This window comes from Lentzea sp. NPDC004789, from assembly GCF_053601075.1.
Genome location: NZ_JBSGBE010000016.1, coordinates 216,992 through 241,779 on the forward strand (window position 1 = coordinate 216,992; position 24,788 = coordinate 241,779).

Below are 24,788 nucleotides of genomic sequence, written 5' to 3' on the forward strand. Positions count from 1 at the left end.
GCGTGCTCCGAGTACACCATCCACGACCCGCCGGCCGCAATCGCCCCAGCCATTCTTCCGAATGGCCGGGGCTCTTTTGCGCTAACTCATCCGTACCACGGGTTGCCGCCGCCGTCGGGGGTTTCGGTGGTGGTCGTGGGAGGTGGCGGCGTGTCGTCCGCGTTGGCGGCGACACCACCGGAAACGGACGCGGCGACGGCGAGCGCGGTCACCAGCGTGACGGTGCCGGCCACGAAAGTGGACACGATTTTGGACATGACGAATCCTCCGAAGGAAATCTGTGCTGATTTCGGAATTCCGCCCGCCGTGCTGCGGGCTACTTCGAGGATTCATCTGCGAAAACGGCCGAACCAGGTGTTTCCCGTTGCCCACCGAGGTGGTCAACACGTCCACTCCTCATCCACTTCTGGTCAACACCGGACGTGGATGCTGCCCGCGCGACCGGCCACCGGCCGGTCTTCGAGGAGGAGGTTTCGAGTGATCGAGTCCGCGACCTACGACATCGCCGTGTCGTTCGCCGAGGAGCAGCGCGACGTGGCCGGCGAGGTGGCCGAGGCGTGCCGGCAGCGCGGCCTGACCGTGCTGGAGGGCACCGACCTGCCGGAGGCGCAGGTGCGCTTCCTCGTCCCGTTCGTGTCCACTGTGGACGATCTGCTGGCGCAGAACGGTGACGAGCACGTGCTGCCGGTCCTGACCGGCGAGGTCCCGTCGCCGCCGCACGTCACGTACCTGCGTGCCGACGAGGGACTGGTGGACGCCCTGGTGAGCAGGGTCGAGGCGGCGGAAACGGCGGGCAGGGACCGGGTGACGGTCGCCGACGTGGTGGCGGCCGCTCCCGCGGCACCGCCTGAGCCGGAGACCCCGCTGCTGCGGGCACTGGCCGAACAGTTCGCCGCCGCGTCGCCCGAGCTCGCCAAGCGCGGCCTGTCCGGCACCGTGCACCTGGGCGACACCACGGTCGCCGTGCGGGTCGAACGGTCGGGCGACACGGTCTACGCCCTGCAGGTCGAGGGCGACGAGACCGTGAACTTCGTCGTCCTCGGCGGCACCGCGGAGCTGTTCCCCACGCTGTGCCAACGCATCGAGGACATGCTGCGCTGACATGCGAAAGGGCGGTGCCCCTCGGGGACACCGCCCTTGTCGTCACTGCTGCCGGGCTCGCTCGATCACTTCCTCAAGCCGCAACGGACTCGGTGGATGGTGGCTCAGGCACAACGGCGCCCGCATCCGCCGGAACCCGAACGTGTCCCCGGTGACGTAGAACCGCCCGCGCTCCAGCCGCGAGAAGTCCGCGATCGAACTCCCCTTGGCCCGAGCCATGTCCACGGCCGCGGCGATCTGCGCCGGACTGTTGAGCCGCCCGAAGAACTGCGTGGTGGCGTTACCGGTCACCTGGTTGTGCACGCCCTTGGGCGCCTGCGTGGCCAGCAACAACCCCAACCCGTACTTGCGAGCCTGCGACGCCAGCAGAATCGTCGTCTGCGTGCTAGCGGTGACCCCACCCGACGGCGCGATCGTCTGCGCCTCGTCCATCACCATCAGCCCACCGAGCGGCCGGTCCACCGCCGGGTTCCGCTTGATCCAGGCGAACACCTCCAGCTGCAACTGGCTGATGAACCCCTGCCGCTGCTCGTCCGACGGCAACCCGACGAAACTGATGACCGACACCCGCGCCCGCTTGCCCGGCGACGGCGCCAGCAACATCCCGGGATCGGTCGGTTCCCCCTGCCCGCCGAGCAACGGGTCGTTGACCATCGCGGCCCGCAACGTCTCGGCGAGATCAGCCGCCGTGGCCGCCGCCGACTGCAGCTTGCTGACCCCGTCCGGCAACTCGGCCAGCAGATCCACGAACCCGTTGAGGTCACGCCGATCCCCGCGCGCATACCGCTTGAGCGCCTCCTTGAGCACCGCCCGCCCCCTGACCGCGAACTTGGTCCCGTTCGCAATCCGCGCGTGCGGCACCAACCGCGCCACCGCGGCCTCCACCGCGGCGGAGAACTCGTCCTCGTCCTCCCGCACCTCGGCGAAGTCCGGCAGGGGATGAAAACTCAACGGCCGGCCACTCGCCCTCCCGGGCGTCCACACGACGACCTCGGTGCCGGCGAGGTACTCCGCGGCCTTCGCCTCGTCCCCAGGCCGCCACTCCCCCGGCACCTCGGGCCAGGCATCACCCAGCCGCGCCAGGTCGTTGTTGGGGTCCAGCACGATCGCCGAAACCCCTTGCAACGCACACTCTTCGACGATCCGGCGCAACAGCACCGTCTTCCCGCTGCCGGACCCCGCGAACACGATCGCGTGCTTGCGCAACGACTCCAGCTCGATCCGGACCTCCCCGTCCATCCCGAGCACGATCTCACCGGCGCGCTCGGCCTGCGGCGGCGGCGGACGCGTCTCCTGATGGCTCGCCGCGGTCCGCACCCTGCTCCCCGCCGGGTCCGGCAAGATCACCTGCAGGAACGTGTTGCTGCTGGCGGGTTTGCGCGCCACCAGCCATGCGAGCAACTGGTGCGACTGCGAGGACCACATCTCCTTGAGCGCGCTGAACGTGCGCAGATCCTCGTCGGACACGTCGATGCTCTTGCCGCCGCGCTTCTCGAACTCCGCGACCTCCCCCTTGGTCTTCGCCCCGGTCCAGCCCTTGGACCCGTTCCGGATCAGAACCAGATGTCTGCCACGCCCGTCCTCCGCGGCCGCACGAGCGTCGCGCAGCCTGCGCAGCACCCTGTTGCCGTGGCTGCTCGCGATGAGCCGGAAGACCCAGCGCTCCTCGACATCCCGCTCCTCGTCCACGGTGTGGCGAAGGCTCGCGTGCAGACTGTTGTCCTGAGACTGCGGCTCGGGATGCCACGCGAGGTCGTCGTTGCCGATCTCCGTGACCCACGACCTCAACCCTGCCAGCAACAACGACGGCATCACGTCGTCCTCGTTGTGCGGCCTGACGTCAGCGGCGGCGAGCGCGGCCTTCTCCCTCAGTCTGGCGAACTTGGCGTCCAGCTCGGCGAGGTAATCCGGCTCAAGACCTGCCTGTGCCACGGGTGCGGCGGTCGGCGCGGGTGTCTCCTCGGGCTGTGTCTCCTGGAACGAGCGAAGCTCACGGATCTCGCCGTGCAGACACGCCTCCGCGTGCGAGTGCACGCGCTTGAGCAGCGTGCGCGGGGTCTCTGCCTGCCAGTCGTCACCGAACGCTTCGTCAGCCACCGGCCAGGTCGGATGCGGCGGAGTGATCCCACGACTCCGGTAGATCACTCCGAGCCACTTCTCGACCAGCGTCCTGGCGATCGCCGGGTCCATGATGGCGCCGAGGATCGGAGTCGTCGTGAACCTGTCGCCGACCGTGTCGCTGGCGGCCATGCCCAGCTTCTTCCAGGTCGTCGGCAAACACGCGACGATGGTCAGAGTTCGCCTGGTGAGCTCACGCAGCTGCATCAACCCGTCCGAGATGAGCGCGATCTCCCGTGCCTCCTCCGGGCTGATGTCGTCTTCGATGAGGTCCTGGGTCTTGTTGACCACGGTGTCCAGCTGGTCGATCGCGATCACGCACGGACCGGTCATCGCCAGAACGCGGGAGATGTCCCGGACCAGCTGCTGCGCGGACTTCGATCTCGTCGACAAACCCCACGCCCGACGCTCCCCCGCCGCGTCGTCGAGCCCTTCGAGGTACGTGCGGCCGATGGCGGTGTGTGTGGACGCGTAGAGCACCAATGCCCGAATCACGTCTTCACACTCGCTCGCGATCCGCGCGTCGACCTTCCGCAGCCCACCGAGGAGAACGACCAGGTGGTCGGGCGAGAGCGGCGCCTCGTTCACGATCGCCTTCGTGACTTCCTCGGACACGTCAGCACCCCGGCACAACTGCCGCAGCAGCACGATGAGCTGCAGCTCGCCACCGTCGTGGCTTCTGAGCAGCTCACTGCGCATGGCGTCCGCGACGTCCTCCCAGAACATCGCGGCCGAAGTGACCTCGATCAGGAAGAAGTAGCCGCCGGTGTCCTGCACCATGCTGCGCACCGTGCCGAGCAGATGGGTCTTGCCCACGCCCTTGCGCCCCTGCAGGACGAGTCCGATCGGATTGGAACCGGTGCTGTCCCTCGCATCCGCGATCGCCGTCCTGATGCGGTGTTCCGCTCTGGTGTGCAGACCGTCCACGTGAGACGGCGAGGTGCGCCAGACATCGTCCGGGGTCTCGGCGGAGTTGAACCGCAACGCGGCCAGCGCCTCCCGGAGCTGCGCGGTCATGACTCCTCCATGGCCACGAGGTGCAGGTCCTCGCTGCCGACGCGGAGCGCCGCAGCGTGGTCGTCGGCGGTGAGCACCTTCGTGTTGGACTCGGGCGCCAGGTGGACGGTGCCCGTCTTCATCATCTTCACCAACGCCTTGTCGACCTCGCCCTTCTCCGCACCGTTGAGCCGCGGCCGGATGCGGGCGAGCCTGATCCAGTCCTGCGGCTCGACGGCCAATTCCTCGTAGACCTCCCGGATCAACGACTCCAGGTCGCGGGACCGGATCACCTCCACGAGCGTGCCGCGCGCCTCGTGGTGCAGGATGAACTTCCTCAGCAGACTGAACGCGGCGCGTGCGTGCGAGGGCGTTCTCGGCGGCAGCTCGCCCCGGGAGAGATCCTTCAGACATCGGGCGATGCCTTCATCGGTGATCTCGTGAACCATCGGCTTGACGGTCTCGTCCGTCCGGATCAAGCCGGCTTTGTTCAACTTGTCGCGAGCAGGTTTGTCCAGCCTGACCTGCTCTTTCAGCTCCGTGTTGAGCATCTTGCGGTTCTCCAGCATCAACACCATCAGTGCCGCGAGCTCAGGGGCACCAAACTTCTCCGGCATCACGCCGCCTTTCTCAGTCGGTGAACGCGTTGAGTCGTCGATCGATCCGGGCGAGCAGGTCACGCACGGCGGAGCGCAGTTCCGCCGGCATCACAGCCTGGGTGCCGTTGCCGTGCGCCTTGCTGATCAGTGCCAGATCAGCCGTGTGATCAAGCAGCAACTCCATGTCGTCGCTGTCGAGCGCCGCCGTGATGCCGTGCACGGTCTCCTGGACAAGCGCGAAGCGGCCGGCGTAGGGCATCTCGTCCGGAAGACCGCGCAGCGCGGTGGCCGCCGCCATCAATGCCTCGTGGTTCGCTTCGTGTCCGGGAATCCCCTGAATGAGGGCGCGGAGCTGCCGCGCGACCAGCTCCGGCCGTGAGCCGAGCTCCAGATGCCGCAGGTTGCGCAGGAAGCCCGGTAGCCGATCTCGGTCGGTGCTTCTCGACAACACGCAGAACAACTGACGTTGGTCGCCTTCCGGCCCGATCGCGTGCCGCAGGAAACGTTCCGCTTCGGTGATCTGCCATCGGCTCGCCTCACCGTCCACCAGGAGGCACAGGTGCTGTGCTGGTTCCCCTGCCTGTTCCAGGATCTCGGGGTCACCGGAGACGGACCGCCCGGCCCGCACGCCGAGCACGTTCAGTTCGGAGATGAGTTCCTCGGTGGCCTTCAGCAACGTCCGGGGACTGGACACCAGCAGATCGAGGTCGAAGTCCCGGTGGTGGTTGCGCGCGGCTGCGACGTACGCGTCCCGGTTGTCCTCCAGCACGTCGGTCCGATCGAACCCCTGCGCGACCACCGCCGCGATGGTTTCGAGCGCGTACGAGATCTGGTCTGGTGACGGGACCAGCTCCTCCAGCACCGGCAGCTGCTCGCCGAAGCTCCAGTAGGAGACGTAGGGGACCGTCAGATGCCGCAGCATCAGGTCCTCGGGCACGCTCTTGACCAACCAGTTCTCGAACAGCGGAGCGACCACCGCGGCGCACTTGCGTTGCCACTTCTCCGCGCGCTCGTACTCCACCCGGTTGTCCAGGCGCGACAGCACGGGAAGCACGGTGTGCCGAGGCCGGTCGTAGGGCAGCCGGTCTCTGGCGTCGTCGGCCCGCCGGGTGATGTCCACCACCTCGTCGAGGTTCTGGTCGTTCGCGGTGAACAGCACGACCAGACGGTCCGGCAGATGCGCCGTGCAGATGCCCGCGATGTCGGAGATGCCGGTCCTGCTGTCGATCAGCACGAAGTCGTGGTCGGCGGTCCAGCGCTCCCGGCACACTTCGAGGAAGGTCGCGAAGCCCCGCCGGTACAGGTCTCCCCAGTTGATCGCCTGCATCCGCCCCATGTAAGAGCGGTCCATTCTTCCTGCGGCCAGCAACGAGAGTCTTCCGCTGCCCGTTACATCGACTTCGAGGGCGTGGGAGGTAGGTTGCTTCGCACCGCTGAGAAAGTCGTGAGCGAGATCGATCACTCCGCCTTTGGGCGCCTCCTGGAGCACCGGCGCGAAGTAGTGGTGCAGGCCAGGAGCTTCGAGATCCCAGTCGATCGTCAGAACCCGATAACCCCATCGCGCGAGCAAAACCGCGATGTTGGCCATGGTGAAACTGCGCCCGACGCCGCCCTTGTACGAGTAGAAGGTGATGACCGTCCCAGCCATGGTCAGAACCTCGGTATCTGTGGTGGCGGCAGGAGCGGGGGTTCTGGCGGGTCGATGTCGGGCCAGTCCGACTGCCAGGGCGGTGCCGACTTGGCGAGCCGGACGAGATCGGCCGCAAGATCGTTCACCCGCGTGTGGAATCGGAGGTATTTCCGACTCTGCTGATACACCGGATCGGGGTGGGCCACGTCCTTGAAGTCCACCCATGACCGTTCCCTCTCCTCCGCCGGAAAGTTCTCCGAATCGGAGTAGAGGATCGGATAGATCAGCCCTTGAGAGACCTCGACGCTGGCGATTCCCAGCATCTGCTCCCTGGCACGCATGCTCTTCTGCTCGGCCATGCACCAGCGCGACCGGTAGTACTGCGGCGTCAGCAGCTGAATCATGATCTTGCTGTGGCGCAGGGCGTCCTGCAGGTTCGACGGCCAGTGCACGCCGCGCTCCATCGTGCGGTCGACGTATACCGTCGGTGTTGGCGCGTATTGGTCGGCCAAGCATTCCTTGAGCTTGTCCAGGAAGTGGTTCAACAGCCACTTCTGGACACTGCCATATCGGCAGTAACTGATGAAGAAGTCGTACTTGTAGCCGGACACAGCGCACAACGGTAGAGGCGCCACCCCGGTCGATAAAAGACAAAAAAGTGGGCATTTTCGGCCGTTGCGACCAAAAATTGGACAAAAACTGGGCGGCACCCACCGGACCGCGAACAGCAAGAAGCCCTCGATCAGGTTCGATCGAGGGCTTCCGGAGTGAGTGGACGATACTGGGATTGAACCAGTGACCCCTACCGTGTCAAGGTAGTGCTCTCCCGCTGAGCTAATCGTCCGAGCGGATGACGAGACTCGAACTCGCGACCCTCACCTTGGCAAGGTGATGCGCTACCAACTGCGCTACATCCGCGTTGCTCCCCGGTTTCCCGTGGTGCGAGAGGAACTTTATCCGACGGGCCCCCGAAGTTCCAAATCGGCTGATCTTGAGCCTGACCGGGGCCGCCGGTCAGGCCTGAAACGCCAGCGGAGCCAGGTGCGTTGTGCACCTGGCCCCGCTGGTGATCCTCATGGACGATACTGGGATTGAACCAGTGACCCCTACCGTGTCAAGGTAGTGCTCTCCCGCTGAGCTAATCGTCCGAGGCGGAGACGGGAATCGAACCCGTGTACAGGGCTTTGCAGGCCCTTGCCTAAGCCACTCGGCCACTCCGCCAGGAGCATGAGTCCTCAGTGGATGCCCACAGGGGACTCACAGAGCGGATGACGAGACTCGAACTCGCGACCCTCACCTTGGCAAGGTGATGCGCTACCAACTGCGCTACATCCGCGTTCATCACTGACTTCGTGATGTTGAAACAACCTTATACGAGGGGTTCAACCGGGTTTCACCGGGGGTACCCGCACCGCCTTCACGGGCCCCCTACCTCGGATGATTCAGCTCAGGTCGTTCGAGATGAGGTGCGTGAGCGCCTCGTCGACGTTGACCCACAGGTGCTCGTTGCCCGGCACGACGACGTCGTAGGTCCGGTCGAGGAAGTCAGCGAGTTCCTGGGCGGACGCCTCGAACATGGCGTGGCCGGACGGCGAGCTCAGCTCGATCACGACGACCTCGGGGTCGTCGGCGGCAGGACGGATCCGGACATCGCCGTCACCGGCATCGGCGATCAGACCGTCGGCGAGCAGATCGCGGGCGAAAACCCACTCGACCCAACCGGCACGGCCGGTGCGGAACGCGGCCACGACCGCGTACGGGTCCTTCGTGTCGTATCGAAGCTCCACCTGGACCGGGACCGCGGGGGTCCTCGGCGCCAGCAGGTCGAAGACCGCTGTCGAGCGGAGCGTCACGTGGTCGTTGCGCATCGTCGTTACCCTCTTCTCCCTTCCCGGTCATGAAAACGACCGAGCACCTTAGTTGTGACGTGCATGTGGCGAGGAACGCTCGCCGATCGGACGCAGATCACCCCATCGGGTCAGCTTGACTGCGCACGGCGACCGTCTGCACGCGCTCCGTGTCCTCCTCGCTCTTAGCCCGCGTTCAGCCAGTCCCATCTTGCTGGGTCTAACCTGAACCCGGTACCGGCTGTTGCGCGAATGTTGGACGTGAGGACATCTCTGGTGGCTGACTCGCCCGGTCCATCCGCCGCGTCACGCGACGGCCGGCCGTCCGATTTCGACCTCGTGCAAAGGCTCGCACAGGGCGATCGGCCGGCGTTCGGCGAGCTGTACGACAGGTACGGCACACCAGCGTATTCGCTGGCCAGACGCATCTGCGTGGACCCGGAACTGGCCGAGGACGTCGTCCAGGAAGCCTTCCTCGCACTCTGGCGGCACCCCGCCAGGTTCGACCCCACGCGCGGAAGCTTCGGCACCTGGTTGATGACTCTTGTTCACCACCGCGCAGTGGATGCCGTACGCAAGGAGAACACGCAGCGTCGCCGAACTGTTCCCCTCACTGACGACGTCTCACCACCGGCCGAGGGCTCCGACCACGCAGCGTTGGTGAGCGTGGTGAGCGCCGAGGTCAGGGCGGCCCTGCACACGCTGCCGGAAGAGCAGCGCCAGGTCATCGCACTGGCCTATCTGGGCGGCTACACGCAGTGCGAGGTGGCGAAGCTGACAGGCGTGCCACTGGGGACTGTGAAATCGCGCACGTTCGCGGCGATCAGACGCCTCAGAGGCACGTTGGGGAACTTGTGGGCCGGCGAGACCGGCGAGACGACAGGAGCAAGCCGGTGAACGGCGAGTTGTGCCCTCACGAGGAGCTCGCCGTCGGCTGGGCGATGCACTCCTTGGAGCCGGACGAGGAAACAGTGGTCCGCGACCACCTGCCGACCTGCCCCACGTGCCAGCACACGGTCCGGTCGACGCAGGAGGTCCTCGCGGGCATCGGCGGCGCCGTCCGCCAGGAGCAGCCACCACCCCGCCTGCGCGCGAGGCTGATGGAACAGATCGAGCACATCCCCCAGGACGTGCCCACCCCGCAGGGCCCGCGCCACGCGGCCCCGACCCCGCTGCGCCCGCAACACCACCGCCGCACCGGCCGAGTGCTGCTGGCCGCGGCAGCAGCGGCTGCGGTCCTGGCAGGCGGCGGCTACCTGGGCGTCCGCGTGAACCAGCTGTCCACCGAGGTGACGGCCGCCCAGTCGCGCTCAGACCAGCTGAACAGGGCCCTGTCACTAGCCGCCGATCCCGCGACGAACAGGGCAGTGCTGCGCACCGGCTCCGGCGACGAGGTGGCCATCGTCCTGTCGAGCCCCACCGCCGGCGCGGTGATGCCGATGAACCTCAAGCCCAACGACACAAGTCACATTTACGTGGTTTGGGGTGCAAGTACGAAAGCGCCGGTACCGTTGGCGGTGTTCGACGTGCGCGCAGGCTCGACCGACCCGCAACTGCTGACCTGGTCCGCCGACGCGCACAAGCACACGACGTTCGCGGTGTCGCTCGAACCGGGCCGCCAAGCCCCGCCGAAGCCCTCGGAGGTGCTGGCAGGAGGCCAGGTTGCACCCGCCTGAGTCCCACCAGGATGATCGACACATGACGAAGCCCGACGTGCAGCCCGACGAACACAAGGGCTGGCGCCACTGGTTCCACCGCAACCCGGCGCTGAACCTGGCCTACCGCATCGGCGTGGGCGTGATCGGCGGCCTCGTGCTGATCACCGGCATCGTCATGATCCCGTACCCCGGCCCGGGCTGGCTGGTGGTCTTCGCCGGCCTCGCCATCCTCGCCACGGAGTTCGAGTGGGCAGGCCGAGTCCTGAAGTTCGCCAAGCGCTACTACGACCGCTGGGTCGAGTGGCTCAAGCGCCAGCCCGTCTGGGTCCGCGCCCTCGTGATGGCGGGCGTCTGCGCCATCGTGCTGGCAACCCTGTACCTGCTGAACGCGTTCGCGCTGGTCGGCGGCTGGTTCGGCATCGACTGGACCTGGTTGCAGAGCCCGATTTTTGGTTCTCGTTGATGATGTTGTAAGCTATGACCACACCGCGAGAGCGGGACAGCAAGACAACAGAACACGGGCGTTTAGCTCAGCGGGAGAGCGCTTCGTTCACACCGAAGAGGTCACTGGTTCGATCCCAGTATCGCCCACAGTGTGTTTTACCTGATCAGACGGCCTGTCGATGGATTCCATCGGCGGGCCGTTTGTCGTTGCGGGGAGCAAATGGGGAGCACGGCCTGATGAACACATTCGCGATACCTAAGCGTTCATGCCGCTGACGGCCCGTTTTCCCGCTCCCGGGTCCATCCCCCGTCTTCTTCCCAGCGGCGCTGCAACCCCGCCAGCATCCGGGCGATCATGACGTCCGTCACATGCGAGTAGTTGTCGTCGACGTCCTTGCGCTTGTGACCCAACCGGGCCAGCCGCACCACCCGAGGAACCTGATCCTCGATCAGCCACGTCTCGTGCGTGTGCCGCAGATCGTGGAAGTGCAGTTCCGGGTTCAGCGGTTTCCACCCCAGCTTCGGGTTGCCGGCCTTCGCGGGCAACCACGCCCGCTGCCGGAAGTTGGACCGCCGCCGCTTATCTGCACTCTCACCTGTTGATCAAACGCCCCAGGTTTCTCACTGCTGACGATCTTGGCTAGAGCCCTCGGCTGCCATCGACGTACAGCGCGACGGTGCGGCGACAGCCTGCTGCTCCTGCAAACGGGTGACGAGGCCCAGCTCGTTCGTGGAGGTGCCGCCAAAGCACTACCGATCCTTGCTGTACTGGGTGCATGAGTGACCCGCTGAGTTTGGCCGCCACCGCAGCGAAGATCGGCTCGGCTGTAATAGCCAGCCGCTATCGGCCCAATGGCCAGCCACGTGTCGGAGGACGGGAAGAGCGGCGGCATGTGTACACGCGCTTCCAAGAAGCTGTAGTGGCCTACGTCGTCCAGATTCGTGACAGTCGGGTATCGCCTGAACTCATGAAGCTTGAGTTTGAAGAACGCAAGCCCTATATGGATGCGTTGCTCAGAGCAATGACCGAGTTTGCTCAGGCCCTCTATGAGCTTCGCCTTGTGGGAAACCCGGAGCCAATTGAAGCGGCTGAAATCGTCTGCCAGGCCGTTGCCGACTCCTTCGAGTCGGCCGCTGCGCGTCGTGAAGCGTTGACGGACACCGAGATGACGCTGTACGTCGATGCCATGCATGGCTTCACGAGCGCTTGCCGGGAAGATCTGTGGTATCAGCCGCGCTGGTGGCAGCCCTGGCGTAGTGGATGGCGCAAGGCGGTTAAGGTGCGCCGGCAACGTCGTCGGGCGATGAAGCAGAACCGAGACGAAACTCCATCGGGCAGCACGTTTTCCCCTCAAGAGTCCGCAAGCAAGAACGGGCGAGACGTTGCATTCGGAGGTAGAGGGCCTATTTCTAACAGGGTGGACGGCTCCCTCTCGGGCACTGTCTTCCATGTTGGCACGGACGGCGGCGTTGTATTCCGTAGGGAAAAGCGTAAGAAGTCTTAGTCCGGACGAACTCTCTTCACTAAACGTTGCGCCACTCATTTGATCTTCCTTTGAGATGTGCCGGTGAGTCCTGGTAGTCCCAGGTCGACCGTCGGACGTTTGGCTCGCCGTTGGGCGTCGTCGCGTTTGGCTCGCAGGAATGTCAGGGTCATGTCGATGCCCTCGATCTCGCCGATCCAGCCTTCGGCCTGTGCGCGGTCACGGCGGTCGAGCAGGTCGGTTTCGAGTTCGTCGAGCCGGGCGAGCATCTTTGGGTTGACATGCAGCATCGGGCAGCGGATGCAGGCGTGTTCGTGCTGGCAGGGCGTGCCGTAGGGGCGCCCGCAGGAGCCGAGTTCGACCTTGCGTTTGTCGAAGTGCTCATCGAATTCGGCCCATTCCTCGCTGGTGGCCTCGCGGTATTCCTCGATCGGCCGGAGTTCGCGGCGGTGGTCGAGGAAAGCGACGTAGTGGCGGACGATGTCCTCGTCGAAGACGGCGACGTAGCCGCGGGTGGTCTGGATGTTGAGGTGGCCGAGTAGGGCTGCGCCGATGTGGATGGGCAGGCCGCTGTTGACCAGTTCGGTGGCGAAGATCCGGCGGAAGTCGTGGGGTGTGAACCGGGTTGTGCGGAAGCCAGGGTGTTGTTCGGCCAGTTCGTCGCATCGCCGTTTGATCATGTTCAGGACGGTGCCGCCGGAGATGACCCGGTCGGTGGACCCGATGCGGCGCTGGAACAGAAACGGCAGATGGGGGCTCCAGACCTTGTCGTGCGGGTCGAACCTGCTCAGCAGCGGGATGCTGCGCCCGGTTTGGGCGTGGCGGCGGATGACCGAGGCGATGACGTGGAACAGCTCGGCACTCATCGGAATGACCCGCTCTCGGTCCGTTTTGGACGGTGCGATCACCAGGAGCGCGATCACTTCTCCGTTGGACCGCTGGTGTTGGCGGATGCTGAGGTGAGTCAGCTCGCAGAGTTCCTCGATGCGGACCCCGGAGTGGCGGAGCGTCTCGACGCAGGCCCAGTCCCAGAACGCGGCTTCCTCGTCGGTTTCGATATGGATGAGTTCGCCGGTGGCCTCGTCGACAACGCGGACCGGGCTCTTGCCTCCGGAGCGACGTCGGGTGTGGAGGTCGCTGGTGGTGAGCACCCGCTGGTAGGAGCGCCCATCCAACAGGAACGTCTGGCCCGGCTTGGCCAGGCGCGCGTGTTCGAGCAGGGTCCGCGCCCGGTCGTAGCGGCTCTCGACGTGCTGGACCAGCAGCGGCAGCAGTGGCTGGCGTTGGCGGGTGCGGTCGGCGGAGCGCTCGTTGATCCGGCGGCGTCGTTTGCCCAGGCCACGGATCTCGTTGGGTGGCACCGGACAGGGCGCGACCCAGTGCGCCCAGCGTTCGGGCTCGTCGCTGGCCCAGGTGTGCAGGTCGTAGTAGAAGCTGCGGACGCAGATCACGATGCCGTCGACTCCGGCGCGTGGTTTGCCTGCGTTTTTGCCGTCCTCGCGGGTGCTGATCATGTGCCGCCAGGTCGTGTAGACCTCCGGCGCGATGCGCAGGTCGGCCTGGTCGGGGTTGATCCGTTCGATCTTCTCCCAGAAGTGATGGGCGATCTCCAGGACCATGTGGGAGATGGAGGCGTAGTCGGTGTCGGCGGACCGGCGGGTGAAGTAGTCAATGAGCAGTTGCCGTACCGACTGGTTGCGGATCGGGTAGCGGTCGACCAGTTGCTCGATGGTGAGCTGGCCACGGGACAGTGCCGCGCGCATGGTGGATGGTGTTCCGGGCGGGAAGTGGCCCATCTGGTGCAGGATGTTCCAGGCCGACAGGCCGGCGAACCGGTTGGAATCCTTCTTGCCGGGGCGGAGGATCGCGCGGGCGCGGCGGGTCTCGTGTCCGTAGTGCAGCAAAGCGGCCGGGGTGAGGTCAGCGAGGCTGACACCTTGGACGGTGAGCAGGCAGCACACATCGAACAGGGCTTCGCGCCGGTGCGCCCACGACAAGTCGGACGCGGCGACCTGCTCGGCGAACTTCTCCAGCAGTGGATCACCTTGGGCCACAACGAAGAACTGCCCGTACTCCTGGAACGAGTTCACCCGGAAGGCCAGCAGGGAAGGCCGGATCACACGAAGACAGAACAGCGAACGCAAGCCTTGGCCGACAGCCATCCCGTGCCCGCGCGACGTGCCGAGAATGCTGACTTTGGTCTCACCCTGGCCCATCGGGCTGGCGTCCCACCGCTGCTGCCAGGTTTCGCCCTGGAAGTCGGTCAGGTAGGTCAGGACGATCCCGGCAGCCTGTCCGCGCTGCTGGCAGGTGACCGATGCGCCCTCCCACGTCGTGGTCACCAGCCGGGCGATCCGCTCGATGGGCGCGCGGCCGAGTTCACCGGCAGGACGGGGCGGCATCGCTGCGACGGCTGGCTGCGGCTCGATCTTGCCGGAGACGAATCGGCTGGCGAAGCCCAGTTCCTCGACCATCGGACCGTGCCGGTGCCGCCGGCTGAGGCCGGTCGTGGGGCTGGTCTGCGATTTAGGCACCGAACACCGCCTCGATGTCGGCGGCGGCGTAGCCGGTCGGGAAGTGAGTCTGTGGCTTCGGGCGGGTGTAGTGCTCGGTGAGCTTGTCGAACAGCTCCTCCACCCCGACCGACAGGTAGCGGCTGGTGGTCTGGATGTTGGCGTGCCGCAGGATGGCCTGCACCTCAGGCAGGGTCAGCGTCCCGCTGTTGGCCATCCGGGTCGCGGCGGTATGCCGGGCGTCGTGCCAGGTCCAGTTCGTCCCCAGGACCTCGTTAGCTCGCTGCAAGATCCGCCGCAGCGCCCAGTAGGTCAACGGCCGGTCCTCACCGCGCCGGGTGCGCCAGATCGACTCTCCGGGTGCGGGTGTGCCGATCTCGTCGAAGTAGAGCGCCAGCCGGACGAACGCCTGCGGCGAGGCCGGGATTGCCTCCCGCTCACGGGTGCCCTTGGATACCACGTAGATCCGGCGCCCGGCCCAGTCCAGGTCCTCCGGCGTCACACCGAGCAGTTCGGCGGCGCGGGCGCCGCTGGAGACGAAGAACTCCAGCAGCGCGCGGTCGCGCTCGCAGCCCATCGCGTCGAACAGTTCGCCCCACAACCGGTCCGGGATCGCCCGGGGTGGCCGCTGCACCACCCGCTGCCGCAGCCGTGCCCGGCCCACCACCGGCTTGGGCTCCAACGGACTCAGGTGCGCCAGCGCCCGACGCCGCTGCGGCGAGGACGGCACCGGGTTCACCACCGGGCCCCGACCGTGATGACCGTGGTACTCGTAGAACCCGCTCACCGACGACAAGGCGTGGTTGATCGTCGTGCGCGCGTAACCAGCCGCCAGCGTCGGCTTGCCGGTCCTCGGGTTGATCCCGCCTGGCCTGCTGGTACTTGGTGCGCTCCGCCGGCGCTGCGGGTTCGGCGCGGTACGCAGCCAGCCGACCAGCACTGCGACCTCAGCTTCGGTCGCCCTTTCCCAGGCCACGCCGAGCAACCACAGCAAGCGGAACCACCGCAGCAGGCCGAACGCGTAGCTGCGGCCGGTCAGCGGGCTGCCGTCACCCAAAGCCAGGTCCCGCAAGTATTCCGTGACGTCGACGATCTCGACGCCCGCCGGGTCCAGCACGACGAACGGCGGGTGGATTCGCTCCACCTTGATGACTGATCCCGCTCGGGGCACGGACGCACGGCCTTCCATTAGCTGACGGCGAAGGTCCACTGGCTTCTCCTTGATCACGACGTGGAGCGCCATGATCAACCAGCGGGAGATGGTGCAGATAACTGAGCACTGCCTCCTCGCGAGCCCTCGCGACCCGTCGGGGTTGAGAGTGTGCAGGGGCATGGACACGAAGCGGTGACGGGGATCGAGGGCGTCGGCACGGATGTTCCCCGCCGAGACTTGGCGCACCGGGATGCCGTGTCTCTCGGCGTGCGCCGCCAAGCGGTCGAGGTTCGCGTAGACGGCGCGCGGCTCCCAGCCGGTGTCAGCGAACAGGGCGACGTCGAAGCGCGGGATCTCGCCCTCGCACGCCAGCAGCAGCACGGTCGTGCTCTGCACTCCGGCGCCCAGGGACAGGAGTCGCAACGCGGGCCCAGGGTCGGGCACCGCGAGGTTGGTCGTGGTCATGCCGCGGTCACCTCCTGCCCGGTCGGCGACCGGTGGTCGGTGTCGGTGTTGATGTCGAGGAGTTCGGCGAGGTCGGCCAGCAGCAGGGCCACCGCGTAGGCGGCCTGCTGGGGAACCACGCCGTTGCCCAGCGCCCGCAGCTGCGCGGTGCGGGGCAGCGGAAGGTCGGTGACCCAGCCTTCGGCCAGCCCCATGAGGTGCTCGACGAAGGCGGGGGCAAGGACCGGGCGGCCGTGGTTGCCGGGCTGGGTCGGGTGCGGTGTCGGGCGGCCCAGCACCGCTTCCCAACGGCGGATCGCCGCCTCGTAGACGCCCCAGTTCACCGCCGTCGACTCGGCGCCGGATGCCGAACTCGTCTCGATGTCGGGGTCTGCGACCGCTACGAGATGTCGTCGGTCTCGCTGTCCCCGGCCCGGTGGTGCGCCGGCGGGACGAGCAGGCGGATGACCGCCGAGGGCAGCATCAGGTCGCCCTTGGACCCCCGCTGCGCCGGGCAGCCCTTCGTCCCGTCCGTCGCTCGCGGCGTCGGCAGGAATGCCTCGGGGTCCACCAGCGGGAGCACCTGCTGTGACAGCGGTGGCCGGAACCCCGCTCCGGCCCTGCGGCCCGCTGTGCCGGTGTCCGAGGCTCGCGGAGTCGGCAACAACCGAAGCCGGTCCAGCAGGGACGGACCGCCCTGCCTGCTGGCGGCGCTGATGCCATTGGAGGAGCCGTCGTGCGCGGTCGGCGTCGGCAGCATCTCCGCCTCGTCGACCAGGGCCGGGCTCGCGCAGCCAGGCGAACATCTTATCTGGACAGTTCACCCATTCCAGGGAATATCCAAACTGGACTCTGTGCTTATGGTTCCGGCCATGCGTGTGGAGAAGGTGATCGATCCCAAGCCGGGGCGCCCAGGAGTGAGTTTGGTGGACGCAGCCGGTGAACCGGTCACGGAGGTCGACGAGTTCCTGCGGCTGCTGGCAGTGCGGGAGTACTCGCCGAACACGGTCCGTGCCTACGCCCATGATCTGCAGAAGCTGTACCTCTTCTTCGAAGAGACAGCTCTGTGTGCTCCGGAGTTCACGCCGGCGCGGGCGATGGAGTTCCTGCAGTGGTTGCGATTGTCCTCCTCCCCGCGGCGCGCTCAGCGGCTGGAGCTGGGGATCGCGACCAGCGCGGGGCGAGTGCTGTCGGCGAAGACCTGCAATCGGGTCATGGCCGCGGTCTCGTCGTTCTACGAGTTCTTGATCGCCAGCGAGGGCTACTCCGGCCGGGAGAACCCGATCGTCAAGGTCGCCGACCACGCGGCGGCTCGTGTTCCTGGGCGATTCCGACCGCCCCTGGACAACGCCCGGCGTCAGCAGCCGATTCGCCGGGTGCTGCGAGTGAAGACGGTCGAGGCGTTGCCGCGCCCGATGCCGCTGGAGACCTACGGGGCACTGCTGACCGAGCTGCGGACGCGGCGGGACCGGGCGCTGCTCGAGCTGATGTGGGAGAGCGGGCTGCGGCCCGGCGAGGCACTCGGGTTGCAGCTGGAGGACATCTCCTACGGCCAGCGGCGCATCACTGTCCGCAAACGCAACGACCACCCGGCTGGGGTCCGGCAGAAGTCGCGTCGTGACCGAGTCGTCGATCTGCTGGAAGGACGGGCACTGCCCGCTCTCAACGACTACGTGATGCGTGAGCGGCCCACCGACGCGGGCTGCTCGTGGGTGTTCCTGATCGGCGGCAAGGGGAAGCGGCGTTGCGAGCCGCTTGGCTACGACGGGTTGGTGCGGATGTTCGCCCGCGCCGCTGAGCGGGCCGGGGTCCGCGATGCCTGGCTGACGCCGCACAGCCTGCGCCACACCCACGCGACCCGGATGTTCCAGGGCGGCATGCGAGAACTGACGCTGATGACCCGGCTCGGCCACGCCACTCCGGAGTCGATGAAGGTCTACACCCGCGTGAGCGATCCGGATGTCGTCAAGGACTATCGGCAGGCGATCGGAGACGATCACCAGTGAGGAAGGACGTAGCCCGGTCGGCCTCATCGCCTCCCTCCGATCTGTCGGTTCCCCGGCACTGCCCGGATGACGAGTACGCCGCGTTCGTCGCGGGACTGCCGAACAGCGCCAACACGCGAGGCAAGCTCCTGGCCTTCTACCGGCGATTTGTGACCAATTACCCCGACCTGCAGACCTGGTTCGAGCAGCCGGTGCGAGATCGCCTGGGCTGGCGCGCCGGAGAAGCCCAGAACCGGCGACAAGGCCCCGGTGAAGACTTCGACACGACCGTCGGCTGGACCAACTTCAACGCACGTCCCTACCTGACCTACCTGGCGCTGACCGGTCGGCTGCGATTGGACTGGGGTTGGTTGCTGGGCATCGGGGTGCTCAAACCCTGGCTGGTGGCCGATCAACTGGGCCTGCCGCTGAGCAGTCAGGCAACGGAGCTGCGCGAACAGATGATCGGACTCGGGCACGTCCGCGACGACCAGAGCTTCCGGCTGTCGTGGGCGCTGATCAGACTGGTGCTGCACCGCGGCGACCCCACGCTGGACGCCATCACATTCGATGACGTCGAACAGATGCGTCAGGCCATCCGGAATCTGGACCAAATCCCCGGCATCGGCCAGGTCATCGCCCCAGAACGTTGGGCCATGCTCAGCTCGAGCTGGGGAACCAACGCGTTCCGCGCCGGCATGGCGCTGTTCCACGCCGGAATCACCGACCGTCCGCCGGTGCCCTACCGGGGTCTGCCCCGCCCGCCGCTGAGCACCAAGCCGCGCATCGCCGCTGTCATGGACCGCTTCCTCACTGAGCGTGCCTTGGTACTGCGGCCGGAGAGCATGTCCAGCACACGCGGCGGATTGCGTCGGTTCGGGCTGTGGTTGGACACCGCACGCCCTCAGATCGACAACCTCGATCAACTCTGCCGCGCGGACCTGGTCGAGTTCATGCAGTCGGTCCACCACGAGCGAAAGATCCTGCATCCCGACGAGCCGCTGAGCCCTGCCTTCCGGGCCGGCATCATCTCCACGGTCGCGGTGTTCTTCCGCTACGCCTCCCTCGCCGAGTGGGACGACGTCCCGGCACGACCGTTGCTCACCCGCGCCGACATGCCTCGCCGCATCCAGAGCGTTCCGCGGTTCATCCCCGAACACCAACTCGAACCCGTCATGGACCGCATCCGCGCACTGGACTGCCCACTGCAGCGCTGCGCCCTGCTTGTCGCTCGCTGGAGTGGCGCCCGCCGCAGCGAGATCCGCAAGCTCCACCTCGACTGCCTGGACACCTACCCCGACAGCACACCGCGCCTGAGACTGGCCGCCGGCAAGGCACTCAAGGAACGCACCGTCCCGCTGCACCACGAGGCCGCCGACGCAATCCATGACCTCGTCAAGACCCGCGTCGGCCAACCCGACCGCGGAATAGTCGATCCCGACTTGGGACGTCCGGTTCGCTACCTGTTCCTGCGCAACGGTTCCCTCGCCCACGCCGACTATCTGTTCTCCGATCCGCTTGGCGACATCTGCGCCGAGCTGGCGATCCTCAACGGTGAAGGCAAACCGGCCATCCACGCCCACCGCTTCCGCCACACCCTCGGCACGCAACTGGCCGAGAAGGGCGCCCGGATGCAGACCATCATGAAGGTCCTTGGCCACAAGAGCCCCGGCATGTCGATGACCTACGCCAACATCTCCGACCCCACCGTCCTGGCCGACTACCAAGCCGTCCTGCAACCAGGCGCGGTCATCGCCGGCCCGCTGGCCGAGACGCTGCGCACTGGGCGTCTCGACCAAGAAGCCCTCGACTGGCTCAAGACCAACTTCTACAAGACCGAGCTTGAACTCGGCCGGTGCCTGCGGCTGCCGCAGGAAGGCCCGTGCGAATGCGATCTTTACCTGAACTGCGCGAAGTTCATCACCACACCGCAATACGCCCCGCGTCTCCGGGAGCGTCTCTGCGTCGAAGAGCAGCTCACGACCGACGCTCACACACGGGGTTGGGAACGCGAGGTCGATCGGCATCAACGCACGGCCGACCGCATACGCCAGTTGCTCGATGACTTGGGGGAATCGCCGTGAGCACCCGATCAGCTCTGCAACGATATGGCGGCGTCGGGATCGAGCGAGGGGAATTGATCGATGAGCGGCCCGCAGAAGGTGACGATGCCCGGCCAAGTCTGGGGTCTGGCAGCAGCGGACGCGACAGGACCTCTGTTCGTGACCAGCTACGAGGGCCGCAACCTGTCGACCACCGTGCTCACGACGGTCAACCAGGCAGGAACGGTGCTGTGGCGTCGTGAGTTCGACGGGCATCCCAGCCCACCGCGCGTCAGCGACAGCGGCACCGTGTGGATCGCTCATTCCGGATCCGCAGGCCACACGATCAGCGAGTTGAATGCCGACGGCGCGGTGTTGCGCACGGTCGTACCTGAGCACGCGCCCCACGAACACCTCGGGGCGTTCGCGCTGCTCCCCGACGGCATCTGCGCCGTCTGGCTGCCTACGGCCCGCGGCCGCGTCGTGGAAGCGGGTCGAACCGCCCGCGTCGCACGCTACGACGAGAACGGCACCTGCCGGTGGTCGACGCCAGCCGCGCTCGATCAACTGACCCATCCGGGCGTTGTCGAGATGAGCGCGGACAACGACTGGCAGACACGACCGATGAAGCCCTGGACACCGCAGACGATCGAGGTGTCGCATTGGGAGCCGCTGCTGGTTTCCGGCAACAGGATCGCGGCCACCCTCGCCGACGGCAGGAGCGGCATCGCTGTCACGTTCTTCCTCGACACCACGACCGGCCGGATCGTCGCCACGACCCGCCCCGGTCCCAGCCACCACAAGGCGATCGTCGGGCCAGGCGAATTCCTCATCGGATCCCAGGGCTACGGCGCTTTCAGCACAGCCCGGTACGACCCGTCCGGCATCGTGACCGAGGAATGGCCGAGCCACGCCATGATGCTCGTCGACCGTCACGGCTACATCCGTGGCCCGGAATCGGAGAACGTCCTGCCGTCCCGGTCGCGTTTCCGCGGCCTCGGCCCCGGCGGCGCGCTGCGCGCCGGTCCAGCGCTCTCGGGCTACTACACCACCTACCCGGCACTCGACCGCGACGGCACCGCGATCTTCTGGCGTGACAGTCGGCTCCTGGCTGTCGACGCCGACTTCGAGATACACGAGTTGTTCGCCATGGACGACGAGCGGGCGGTGATGAGCAGAATGCTGCTGCTCGACCAGGGACAGGCCGTCTTCGCCCTGCACGACGAACTGCTTCTCTTCAGTGACACCGGCCTCGGACCACTCGACACCAGCAGTTGGCCGTGCTCCGACGGCAACCTTCGCGGCAACCCCGTCATGCACCAATGACCCCGAGCCGGCGAACCACCGAGGCGACCGACTCACGACAAGCTGGCTCGACTGGATGACACACGACGGGGCGAACCTGAGCTCAAAGATCCTGAAACTGTCCAGATAAAGCAGGAACACTCGCTCGCGTCGGTGCGCGGCTCCGACGTCGGCGGCGCGGACGCTACGCCAGAGCGCGTCATACCCCGCTTCGGCCAGGTCGCCGAGTACACGGTGGAGTCCTCCGTTGCGCCAGCGAAGCGCGGCGACGTTCTCCACGATGAGCAGCGCGGGTCGTAGTACGCGAAGGCCCGCCACGATGTCGGCCCACAGTCCACTGCGGACTCCCTTCTCGATGCCCGCGCGCTTACCGGCTGCGGAGATGTCCTGGCAGGGGAACCCCGCGACGAGCACGTCGACCGGCTCGATGCGGGTCCAGTCGATGTGCCGCAGGTCGCCGAGGTTCGGGATGCCCGGTGTGCGGGCGTCGAGGATCCGGGCGATGTGCTGGTCGGGGTCGGCGACCCAGGCGATTCGGCCGCCGCCGAGGGCGGCCAGCACGCCGAGGTCCAGGCCGCCGTAGCCGGTGCACAACGAGCCCACGACCGGACCGTCCCCGGTGACGAGGCGGGGCCGCCGTCCCGGCCCCAGCGTCACCACCGGGGCCGGGACGAGAGTGAGCGGACGGGCCGCCCGCTCACGGTGCGAGCGCGGTGAACGGCGTGTCATGCCGCCTGGCCTCGCTCACCCGCACCGTCACGCGCGGCATCCGTGGATCGCGCCGAGCGGTACTGCCCGAGGTCGACCACGTTCCCCGTCGACGTGCCGCCAGCGGTGCGTCCGGCGGACTTGTGCAGGGCGGTTCGGAAGACGAGGACGTCCTCGTGGGCGATCAGGTGCAGAGGCAGTCCGGCCTCGCGCTGTTTGCGGATGAAGTCGCGCTGGAAGAACGACCCGCGGGCCACGAGGTCGGTCTCGGCGGCGCGGGCGAGCAGCGCGACGTTGCGCTCGACCGGGATCAGGCCGGCCGCGCGTCCGCACGCGAGGATCTGCGAGGGCAGGTCGATCAGCTCGGCGTGCTCGCGCCACGGCCGGATGGTGATCGCGATGTGTCCACCCGGCTTCAGGAAGGTGCGCAGCGCCGCGAGGATGCGCGTGAATCCGGCCAGCAGCCGGTGGTGGCCGATGTTGGCGAGGTTGCCGCGGTCGAGGGTGTTGCCGTAGAGGTGGTGGTACTTCTGTACCCCCGCGCCGGGCGCGACCGACACCTGCCCGTGAGTCGACGGACCATAAGGCGGAGAGGTCACCACCAGCGCCGCCTGCCCGACGTACTCGGGCGGAAGCAGTGTCACGAGCTGGCGGGCGTCACCGTGGAACACCCGCGCGTCGATCCCCTTCTCACCGCCGACGCCTTGCTCCCGCGCGACGTCGAGATTGGCGTTCGCAACCTTGACCCAGTGGGGTTCGTACTCCACGCCGACCGCGCGGCGACCGAGCCGGACGGCCTCGACGAGGGTGGTGCCGATGCCGCACATCGGGTCGAGCACCAACTCGCCGGGCTTGGTGTAGTGGGCGACGGCGTGGCGCACGACCTCGGGCAGCATCTTGGCGGGGTGCGCGGTCGACTCGGGCGTGTACTTGTTCTTGCGCTGGGCGGCCGGCGAGGACTGCGCGGTCGTCCACACCGACATCGCGGGCGGCTCCCCGCCGTTCTTCTGCTCGCCGCTGTCCACAGAGTTGTCCACAGCGGTGGGTGGGGTGTCGAGCGCGGCGATGAGCGCGCGCGGGATGCGCTGCGTCGGCTCGTCGCCGACCGCTGCGGCGGCCGAAGCGGAGGACTCGGCGGTGGGCTGACGGATGGCGTCGTGCGTCACGGGTGTGCCTTCCTGGGGGTGCGGTCCGGGGTGGGCGACGTCGTCGTTCGACGCGGGTCCGGGCGTGGCTGTCATCGGAGGTCTTCGGGCTGCGAGTCCGCGTTCACGGGCGCACTCGGCGACACCGTGGGCGTCGGCTGGTGGTCGTGCGGCTGAGCGAAGACGAGGACGTCGGAGTGGATGCGCCGATGCGGCGCGGGCAGTCCGCGCACGGCGGCGCGGTGGCGCGTTCGCGCGTCGGTCTCGTCGGTGTCGCGGTCACCGACGACGCCGCCGGAGTAGTCGCCGGACGGCGTGTCGGCGAGGTGGAACCGGCCGTCGCGGACGGATGCGTGCAGGGCGACGATGTGCTGGAGGTAGAGCAGGTCGGCGTTCTGTCCGGCGGTCACCACCGCGCCCGTCGGATCGGTCAACTCACCGGACGTCCAGTCACAGTGAGTGAGCACGACGAGGATGCCGCCGACCCGCAGACGCCGTGCCGCGTAGAGCGCGACGAGGTCTGCGCTCTGGTTGCCGGACAGGTGCGGCGGCAGGCTCGCCACGATCAGGTCGGCAGCGTCGCCGGGGTTCGTCACCGTGTCCGGAACGGGCGCCGCGACGGTGGCCTCCGGCGCGGTGGGGATGGTCTCGGGAGCCAGGTCCACGCCGCCGACGAGGTCGGCCCAGAACGGTCGGGACGCCGGGCCGGTCGAGGTCGGGTCGACGGGGATGCGTTCGATGCGCGCGGCGCGGTCGAGACGCTCGACGACGGCAATGGTGTCGGCCAGTTCGGGGTCCGGCTCGGTGCCGGGCGCGTGGTCGATGACGCCGTCGGCACCGACCACGCCGAGCGCCGGACGGGCGCGCTCGGGGGTCGGCCAGTCCAGCAGCACGACTCGTTCGGCGGGCTTGCTGAACGAGGTGACGATCCGCTCGACGAGCGCCGCGGGCCAGGTGGCGTCGAGGTCGATCGGGGCGGTGCCGGCTGTCCAGACGGTCGCCGGAGTCGGGGTGGACGCCGACCCGCGTGACCGCGTGCGGCCGTTGCCGGTTGCGGGCTTCGCGGGCTTGCCGGGGCTGACGCGCGTGGTGGTCGGGGCGGTCGGCCACGGTCGGCGGTCGCCGCCCCGGCGTCCGCCCCGGCGTCCGCCGGGGCGGGCCGGAGCGGGGTGGGTGGAGTCGGTGCGCCGTCGGGGCGAGCGGCGGGCGGAGTCGTCGGACTGGGTCACGGGTGTCCCTTCGCCAGGCTGGGTGCGCCTGTCGGTGTGAGGCGCTGATGACACCCCTGAACTCCGAAATATGGGCCTTTTGGGGACACGCTCCCGGCAACTTTCTCAAGCCCGATTCACAGCCACCCGAATAGCCGGAAAAGGTTCGCGCGCGCGTGCCCGCTCCAAGAGGGGCGACGCTCCACGAGAAGTGTCGGAGCGCCTTTTTTCCGAACCCGCCGAGATCGTGATTGACATCGTCGGTGACAGCGGGTGGCGGCGCGCTCACAGCTATGACCAAACTGGTACCGAACTAGTACTACAGCCGCATGGCGTGATCTTGGTCGATGACCTGCCGGGGATGTGAGACGGCCACCGTGATCAACTTCGAGGTGTGTTGGGACTCGA

The 24,788-nt window shown here is 67.3% G+C and carries 21 protein-coding genes, 6 tRNA genes and 1 pseudogene; 9 read left to right on the plus strand and 19 right to left on the minus strand.

The window, feature by feature from the left end; translation table 11 throughout:
• Positions 1-86 precede the first annotated feature (86 nt).
• Entirely contained in the window at positions 87-257 is a 171-nt protein-coding gene (locus tag ACWEIJ_RS32040) for a hypothetical protein (RefSeq protein ID WP_449840978.1), read from the minus strand.
• A gap of 220 nt (positions 258-477) precedes the next feature.
• Here ACWEIJ_RS32040 and ACWEIJ_RS32045 point away from each other — a divergent pair, with 220 nt between their 5' ends.
• On the plus strand, positions 478-1,101 hold the full coding sequence (locus tag ACWEIJ_RS32045) for a hypothetical protein (RefSeq protein ID WP_449840979.1): 624 nt from the start codon (positions 478-480) through the stop codon (positions 1,099-1,101).
• A 42-nt stretch (positions 1,102-1,143) separates the two neighbouring features.
• Here ACWEIJ_RS32045 and ACWEIJ_RS32050 read toward each other — a convergent pair whose 3' ends face one another.
• The 10 genes from ACWEIJ_RS32050 to ACWEIJ_RS32095 form a co-directional block, all read right to left on the minus strand.
• Positions 1,144-4,236 (minus strand): ATP-binding protein, encoded by a 3,093-nt coding sequence (locus ACWEIJ_RS32050; protein WP_449840980.1) that lies wholly within the window; start codon positions 4,234-4,236, stop codon positions 1,144-1,146.
• Positions 4,233-4,832: a hypothetical protein gene (locus tag ACWEIJ_RS32055; RefSeq protein ID WP_449840981.1), complete on the minus strand. Its 600-nt coding sequence runs from the start codon at positions 4,830-4,832 to the stop codon at positions 4,233-4,235. The genes ACWEIJ_RS32050 and ACWEIJ_RS32055 overlap by 4 nt, the downstream gene beginning before the upstream one ends.
• A gap of 13 nt (positions 4,833-4,845) precedes the next feature.
• A complete protein-coding gene (locus ACWEIJ_RS32060; protein WP_449840982.1) occupies positions 4,846-6,462 on the minus strand; it encodes a tyrosine-protein kinase family protein in 1,617 nt (538 codons plus the stop codon).
• 2 nt (positions 6,463-6,464) lie between these two features.
• A complete protein-coding gene (locus tag ACWEIJ_RS32065) occupies positions 6,465-7,055 on the minus strand; it encodes a TIR domain-containing protein (RefSeq protein WP_449840983.1) in 591 nt (196 codons plus the stop codon).
• Between the two features lie 161 nt (positions 7,056-7,216).
• A tRNA-Val gene (locus tag ACWEIJ_RS32070) sits at positions 7,217-7,288 on the minus strand.
• Position 7,289: 1 nt separating this feature from the next.
• A tRNA-Gly gene (locus ACWEIJ_RS32075) sits at positions 7,290-7,362 on the minus strand.
• Between the two features lie 158 nt (positions 7,363-7,520).
• Positions 7,521-7,592 (minus strand) — tRNA-Val (locus tag ACWEIJ_RS32080).
• Position 7,593: 1 nt separating this feature from the next.
• Positions 7,594-7,665, minus strand: a tRNA-Cys gene (locus ACWEIJ_RS32085).
• Positions 7,666-7,707: 42 nt separating this feature from the next.
• A tRNA-Gly gene (locus ACWEIJ_RS32090) sits at positions 7,708-7,780 on the minus strand.
• A gap of 106 nt (positions 7,781-7,886) precedes the next feature.
• Positions 7,887-8,312, minus strand: a complete 426-nt coding sequence (locus tag ACWEIJ_RS32095) for an SsgA family sporulation/cell division regulator (RefSeq protein ID WP_030466274.1) — start codon at positions 8,310-8,312, stop codon at positions 7,887-7,889.
• Between the two features lie 255 nt (positions 8,313-8,567).
• Between ACWEIJ_RS32095 and ACWEIJ_RS32100 the strand changes: the two genes are divergently transcribed.
• The 4 genes from ACWEIJ_RS32100 (at position 8,568) to ACWEIJ_RS32115 (ending at position 10,540) form a co-directional block, all read left to right on the plus strand.
• On the plus strand, positions 8,568-9,188 hold the full coding sequence (locus ACWEIJ_RS32100; protein WP_449840984.1) for an RNA polymerase sigma factor: 621 nt from the start codon (positions 8,568-8,570) through the stop codon (positions 9,186-9,188).
• Positions 9,185-9,967, plus strand: a complete 783-nt coding sequence (locus ACWEIJ_RS32105; RefSeq protein WP_449840985.1) for an anti-sigma factor — start codon at positions 9,185-9,187, stop codon at positions 9,965-9,967. The genes ACWEIJ_RS32100 and ACWEIJ_RS32105 overlap by 4 nt, the downstream gene beginning before the upstream one ends.
• A gap of 22 nt (positions 9,968-9,989) precedes the next feature.
• On the plus strand, positions 9,990-10,412 hold the full coding sequence (locus ACWEIJ_RS32110; RefSeq protein WP_449840986.1) for a TIGR02611 family protein: 423 nt from the start codon (positions 9,990-9,992) through the stop codon (positions 10,410-10,412).
• 56 nt (positions 10,413-10,468) lie between these two features.
• Positions 10,469-10,540: transfer RNA gene (locus ACWEIJ_RS32115), tRNA-Val, on the plus strand.
• A 117-nt stretch (positions 10,541-10,657) separates the two neighbouring features.
• On the opposite strand, the gene ACWEIJ_RS32120 is transcribed toward ACWEIJ_RS32115, so the two are convergent.
• Positions 10,658-10,939, minus strand: a complete 282-nt coding sequence (locus ACWEIJ_RS32120; RefSeq protein WP_449840987.1) for a tyrosine-type recombinase/integrase — start codon at positions 10,937-10,939, stop codon at positions 10,658-10,660.
• Positions 10,940-11,169: 230 nt separating this feature from the next.
• Here ACWEIJ_RS32120 and ACWEIJ_RS32125 point away from each other — a divergent pair, with 230 nt between their 5' ends.
• Positions 11,170-11,898, plus strand: a complete 729-nt coding sequence (locus tag ACWEIJ_RS32125; protein WP_449840988.1) for a hypothetical protein — start codon at positions 11,170-11,172, stop codon at positions 11,896-11,898.
• A gap of 35 nt (positions 11,899-11,933) precedes the next feature.
• Here ACWEIJ_RS32125 and ACWEIJ_RS32130 read toward each other — a convergent pair whose 3' ends face one another.
• Genes ACWEIJ_RS32130 through ACWEIJ_RS32145 form a run of 4 tightly spaced genes read right to left on the minus strand, consistent with a single transcriptional unit; the run spans position 11,934 to position 16,747 of the window.
• On the minus strand, positions 11,934-14,351 hold the full coding sequence (locus ACWEIJ_RS32130) for a tyrosine-type recombinase/integrase (RefSeq protein ID WP_449840989.1): 2,418 nt from the start codon (positions 14,349-14,351) through the stop codon (positions 11,934-11,936).
• A 52-nt stretch (positions 14,352-14,403) separates the two neighbouring features.
• On the minus strand, positions 14,404-16,008 hold the full coding sequence (locus ACWEIJ_RS32135; protein ID WP_449840990.1) for a tyrosine-type recombinase/integrase: 1,605 nt from the start codon (positions 16,006-16,008) through the stop codon (positions 14,404-14,406).
• On the minus strand, positions 16,005-16,331 hold the full coding sequence (locus ACWEIJ_RS32140) for a hypothetical protein (protein ID WP_449840991.1): 327 nt from the start codon (positions 16,329-16,331) through the stop codon (positions 16,005-16,007). The genes ACWEIJ_RS32135 and ACWEIJ_RS32140 overlap by 4 nt, the downstream gene beginning before the upstream one ends.
• Positions 16,332-16,387: 56 nt before the next feature.
• Positions 16,388-16,747, minus strand: coding sequence for a hypothetical protein (locus ACWEIJ_RS32145; protein ID WP_449840992.1), 360 nt, complete (start codon positions 16,745-16,747; stop codon positions 16,388-16,390).
• A gap of 112 nt (positions 16,748-16,859) precedes the next feature.
• Here ACWEIJ_RS32145 and ACWEIJ_RS32150 point away from each other — a divergent pair, with 112 nt between their 5' ends.
• The 3 genes from ACWEIJ_RS32150 to ACWEIJ_RS32160 are packed head-to-tail and all read left to right on the plus strand — an operon-like array spanning position 16,860 to position 21,340.
• The gene (locus ACWEIJ_RS32150) at positions 16,860-17,993 is read left to right on the plus strand and encodes a tyrosine-type recombinase/integrase (protein ID WP_449840993.1); all 1,134 of its coding nucleotides are present in this window, start codon (positions 16,860-16,862) and stop codon (positions 17,991-17,993) included.
• Positions 17,990-20,056: a tyrosine-type recombinase/integrase gene (locus tag ACWEIJ_RS32155; protein WP_449840994.1), complete on the plus strand. Its 2,067-nt coding sequence runs from the start codon at positions 17,990-17,992 to the stop codon at positions 20,054-20,056. The genes ACWEIJ_RS32150 and ACWEIJ_RS32155 overlap by 4 nt, the downstream gene beginning before the upstream one ends.
• A 60-nt stretch (positions 20,057-20,116) precedes the next feature.
• Complete coding sequence (locus tag ACWEIJ_RS32160; protein WP_449840995.1) at positions 20,117-21,340, plus strand: hypothetical protein; 1,224 nt, start codon at positions 20,117-20,119, stop codon at positions 21,338-21,340.
• A 168-nt stretch (positions 21,341-21,508) separates the two neighbouring features.
• On the opposite strand, the pseudogene ACWEIJ_RS32165 reads toward ACWEIJ_RS32160, so the two are convergent.
• The 3 genes and pseudogenes from ACWEIJ_RS32165 to ACWEIJ_RS32175 form a co-directional block, all read right to left on the minus strand.
• Positions 21,509-22,048: pseudogene (locus ACWEIJ_RS32165) on the minus strand (DNA cytosine methyltransferase); the annotation flags it as partial.
• Complete coding sequence (locus ACWEIJ_RS32170; protein ID WP_449840996.1) at positions 22,045-23,268, minus strand: TRM11 family SAM-dependent methyltransferase; 1,224 nt, start codon at positions 23,266-23,268, stop codon at positions 22,045-22,047. The gene ACWEIJ_RS32170 and the pseudogene ACWEIJ_RS32165, both read right to left, overlap by 4 nt.
• Entirely contained in the window at positions 23,265-24,401 is a 1,137-nt protein-coding gene (locus ACWEIJ_RS32175; protein WP_449840997.1) for a hypothetical protein, read from the minus strand. Before ACWEIJ_RS32175 ends, ACWEIJ_RS32170 begins: the two co-directional genes overlap by 4 nt.
• Positions 24,402-24,788: the final 387 nt, after the last annotated feature.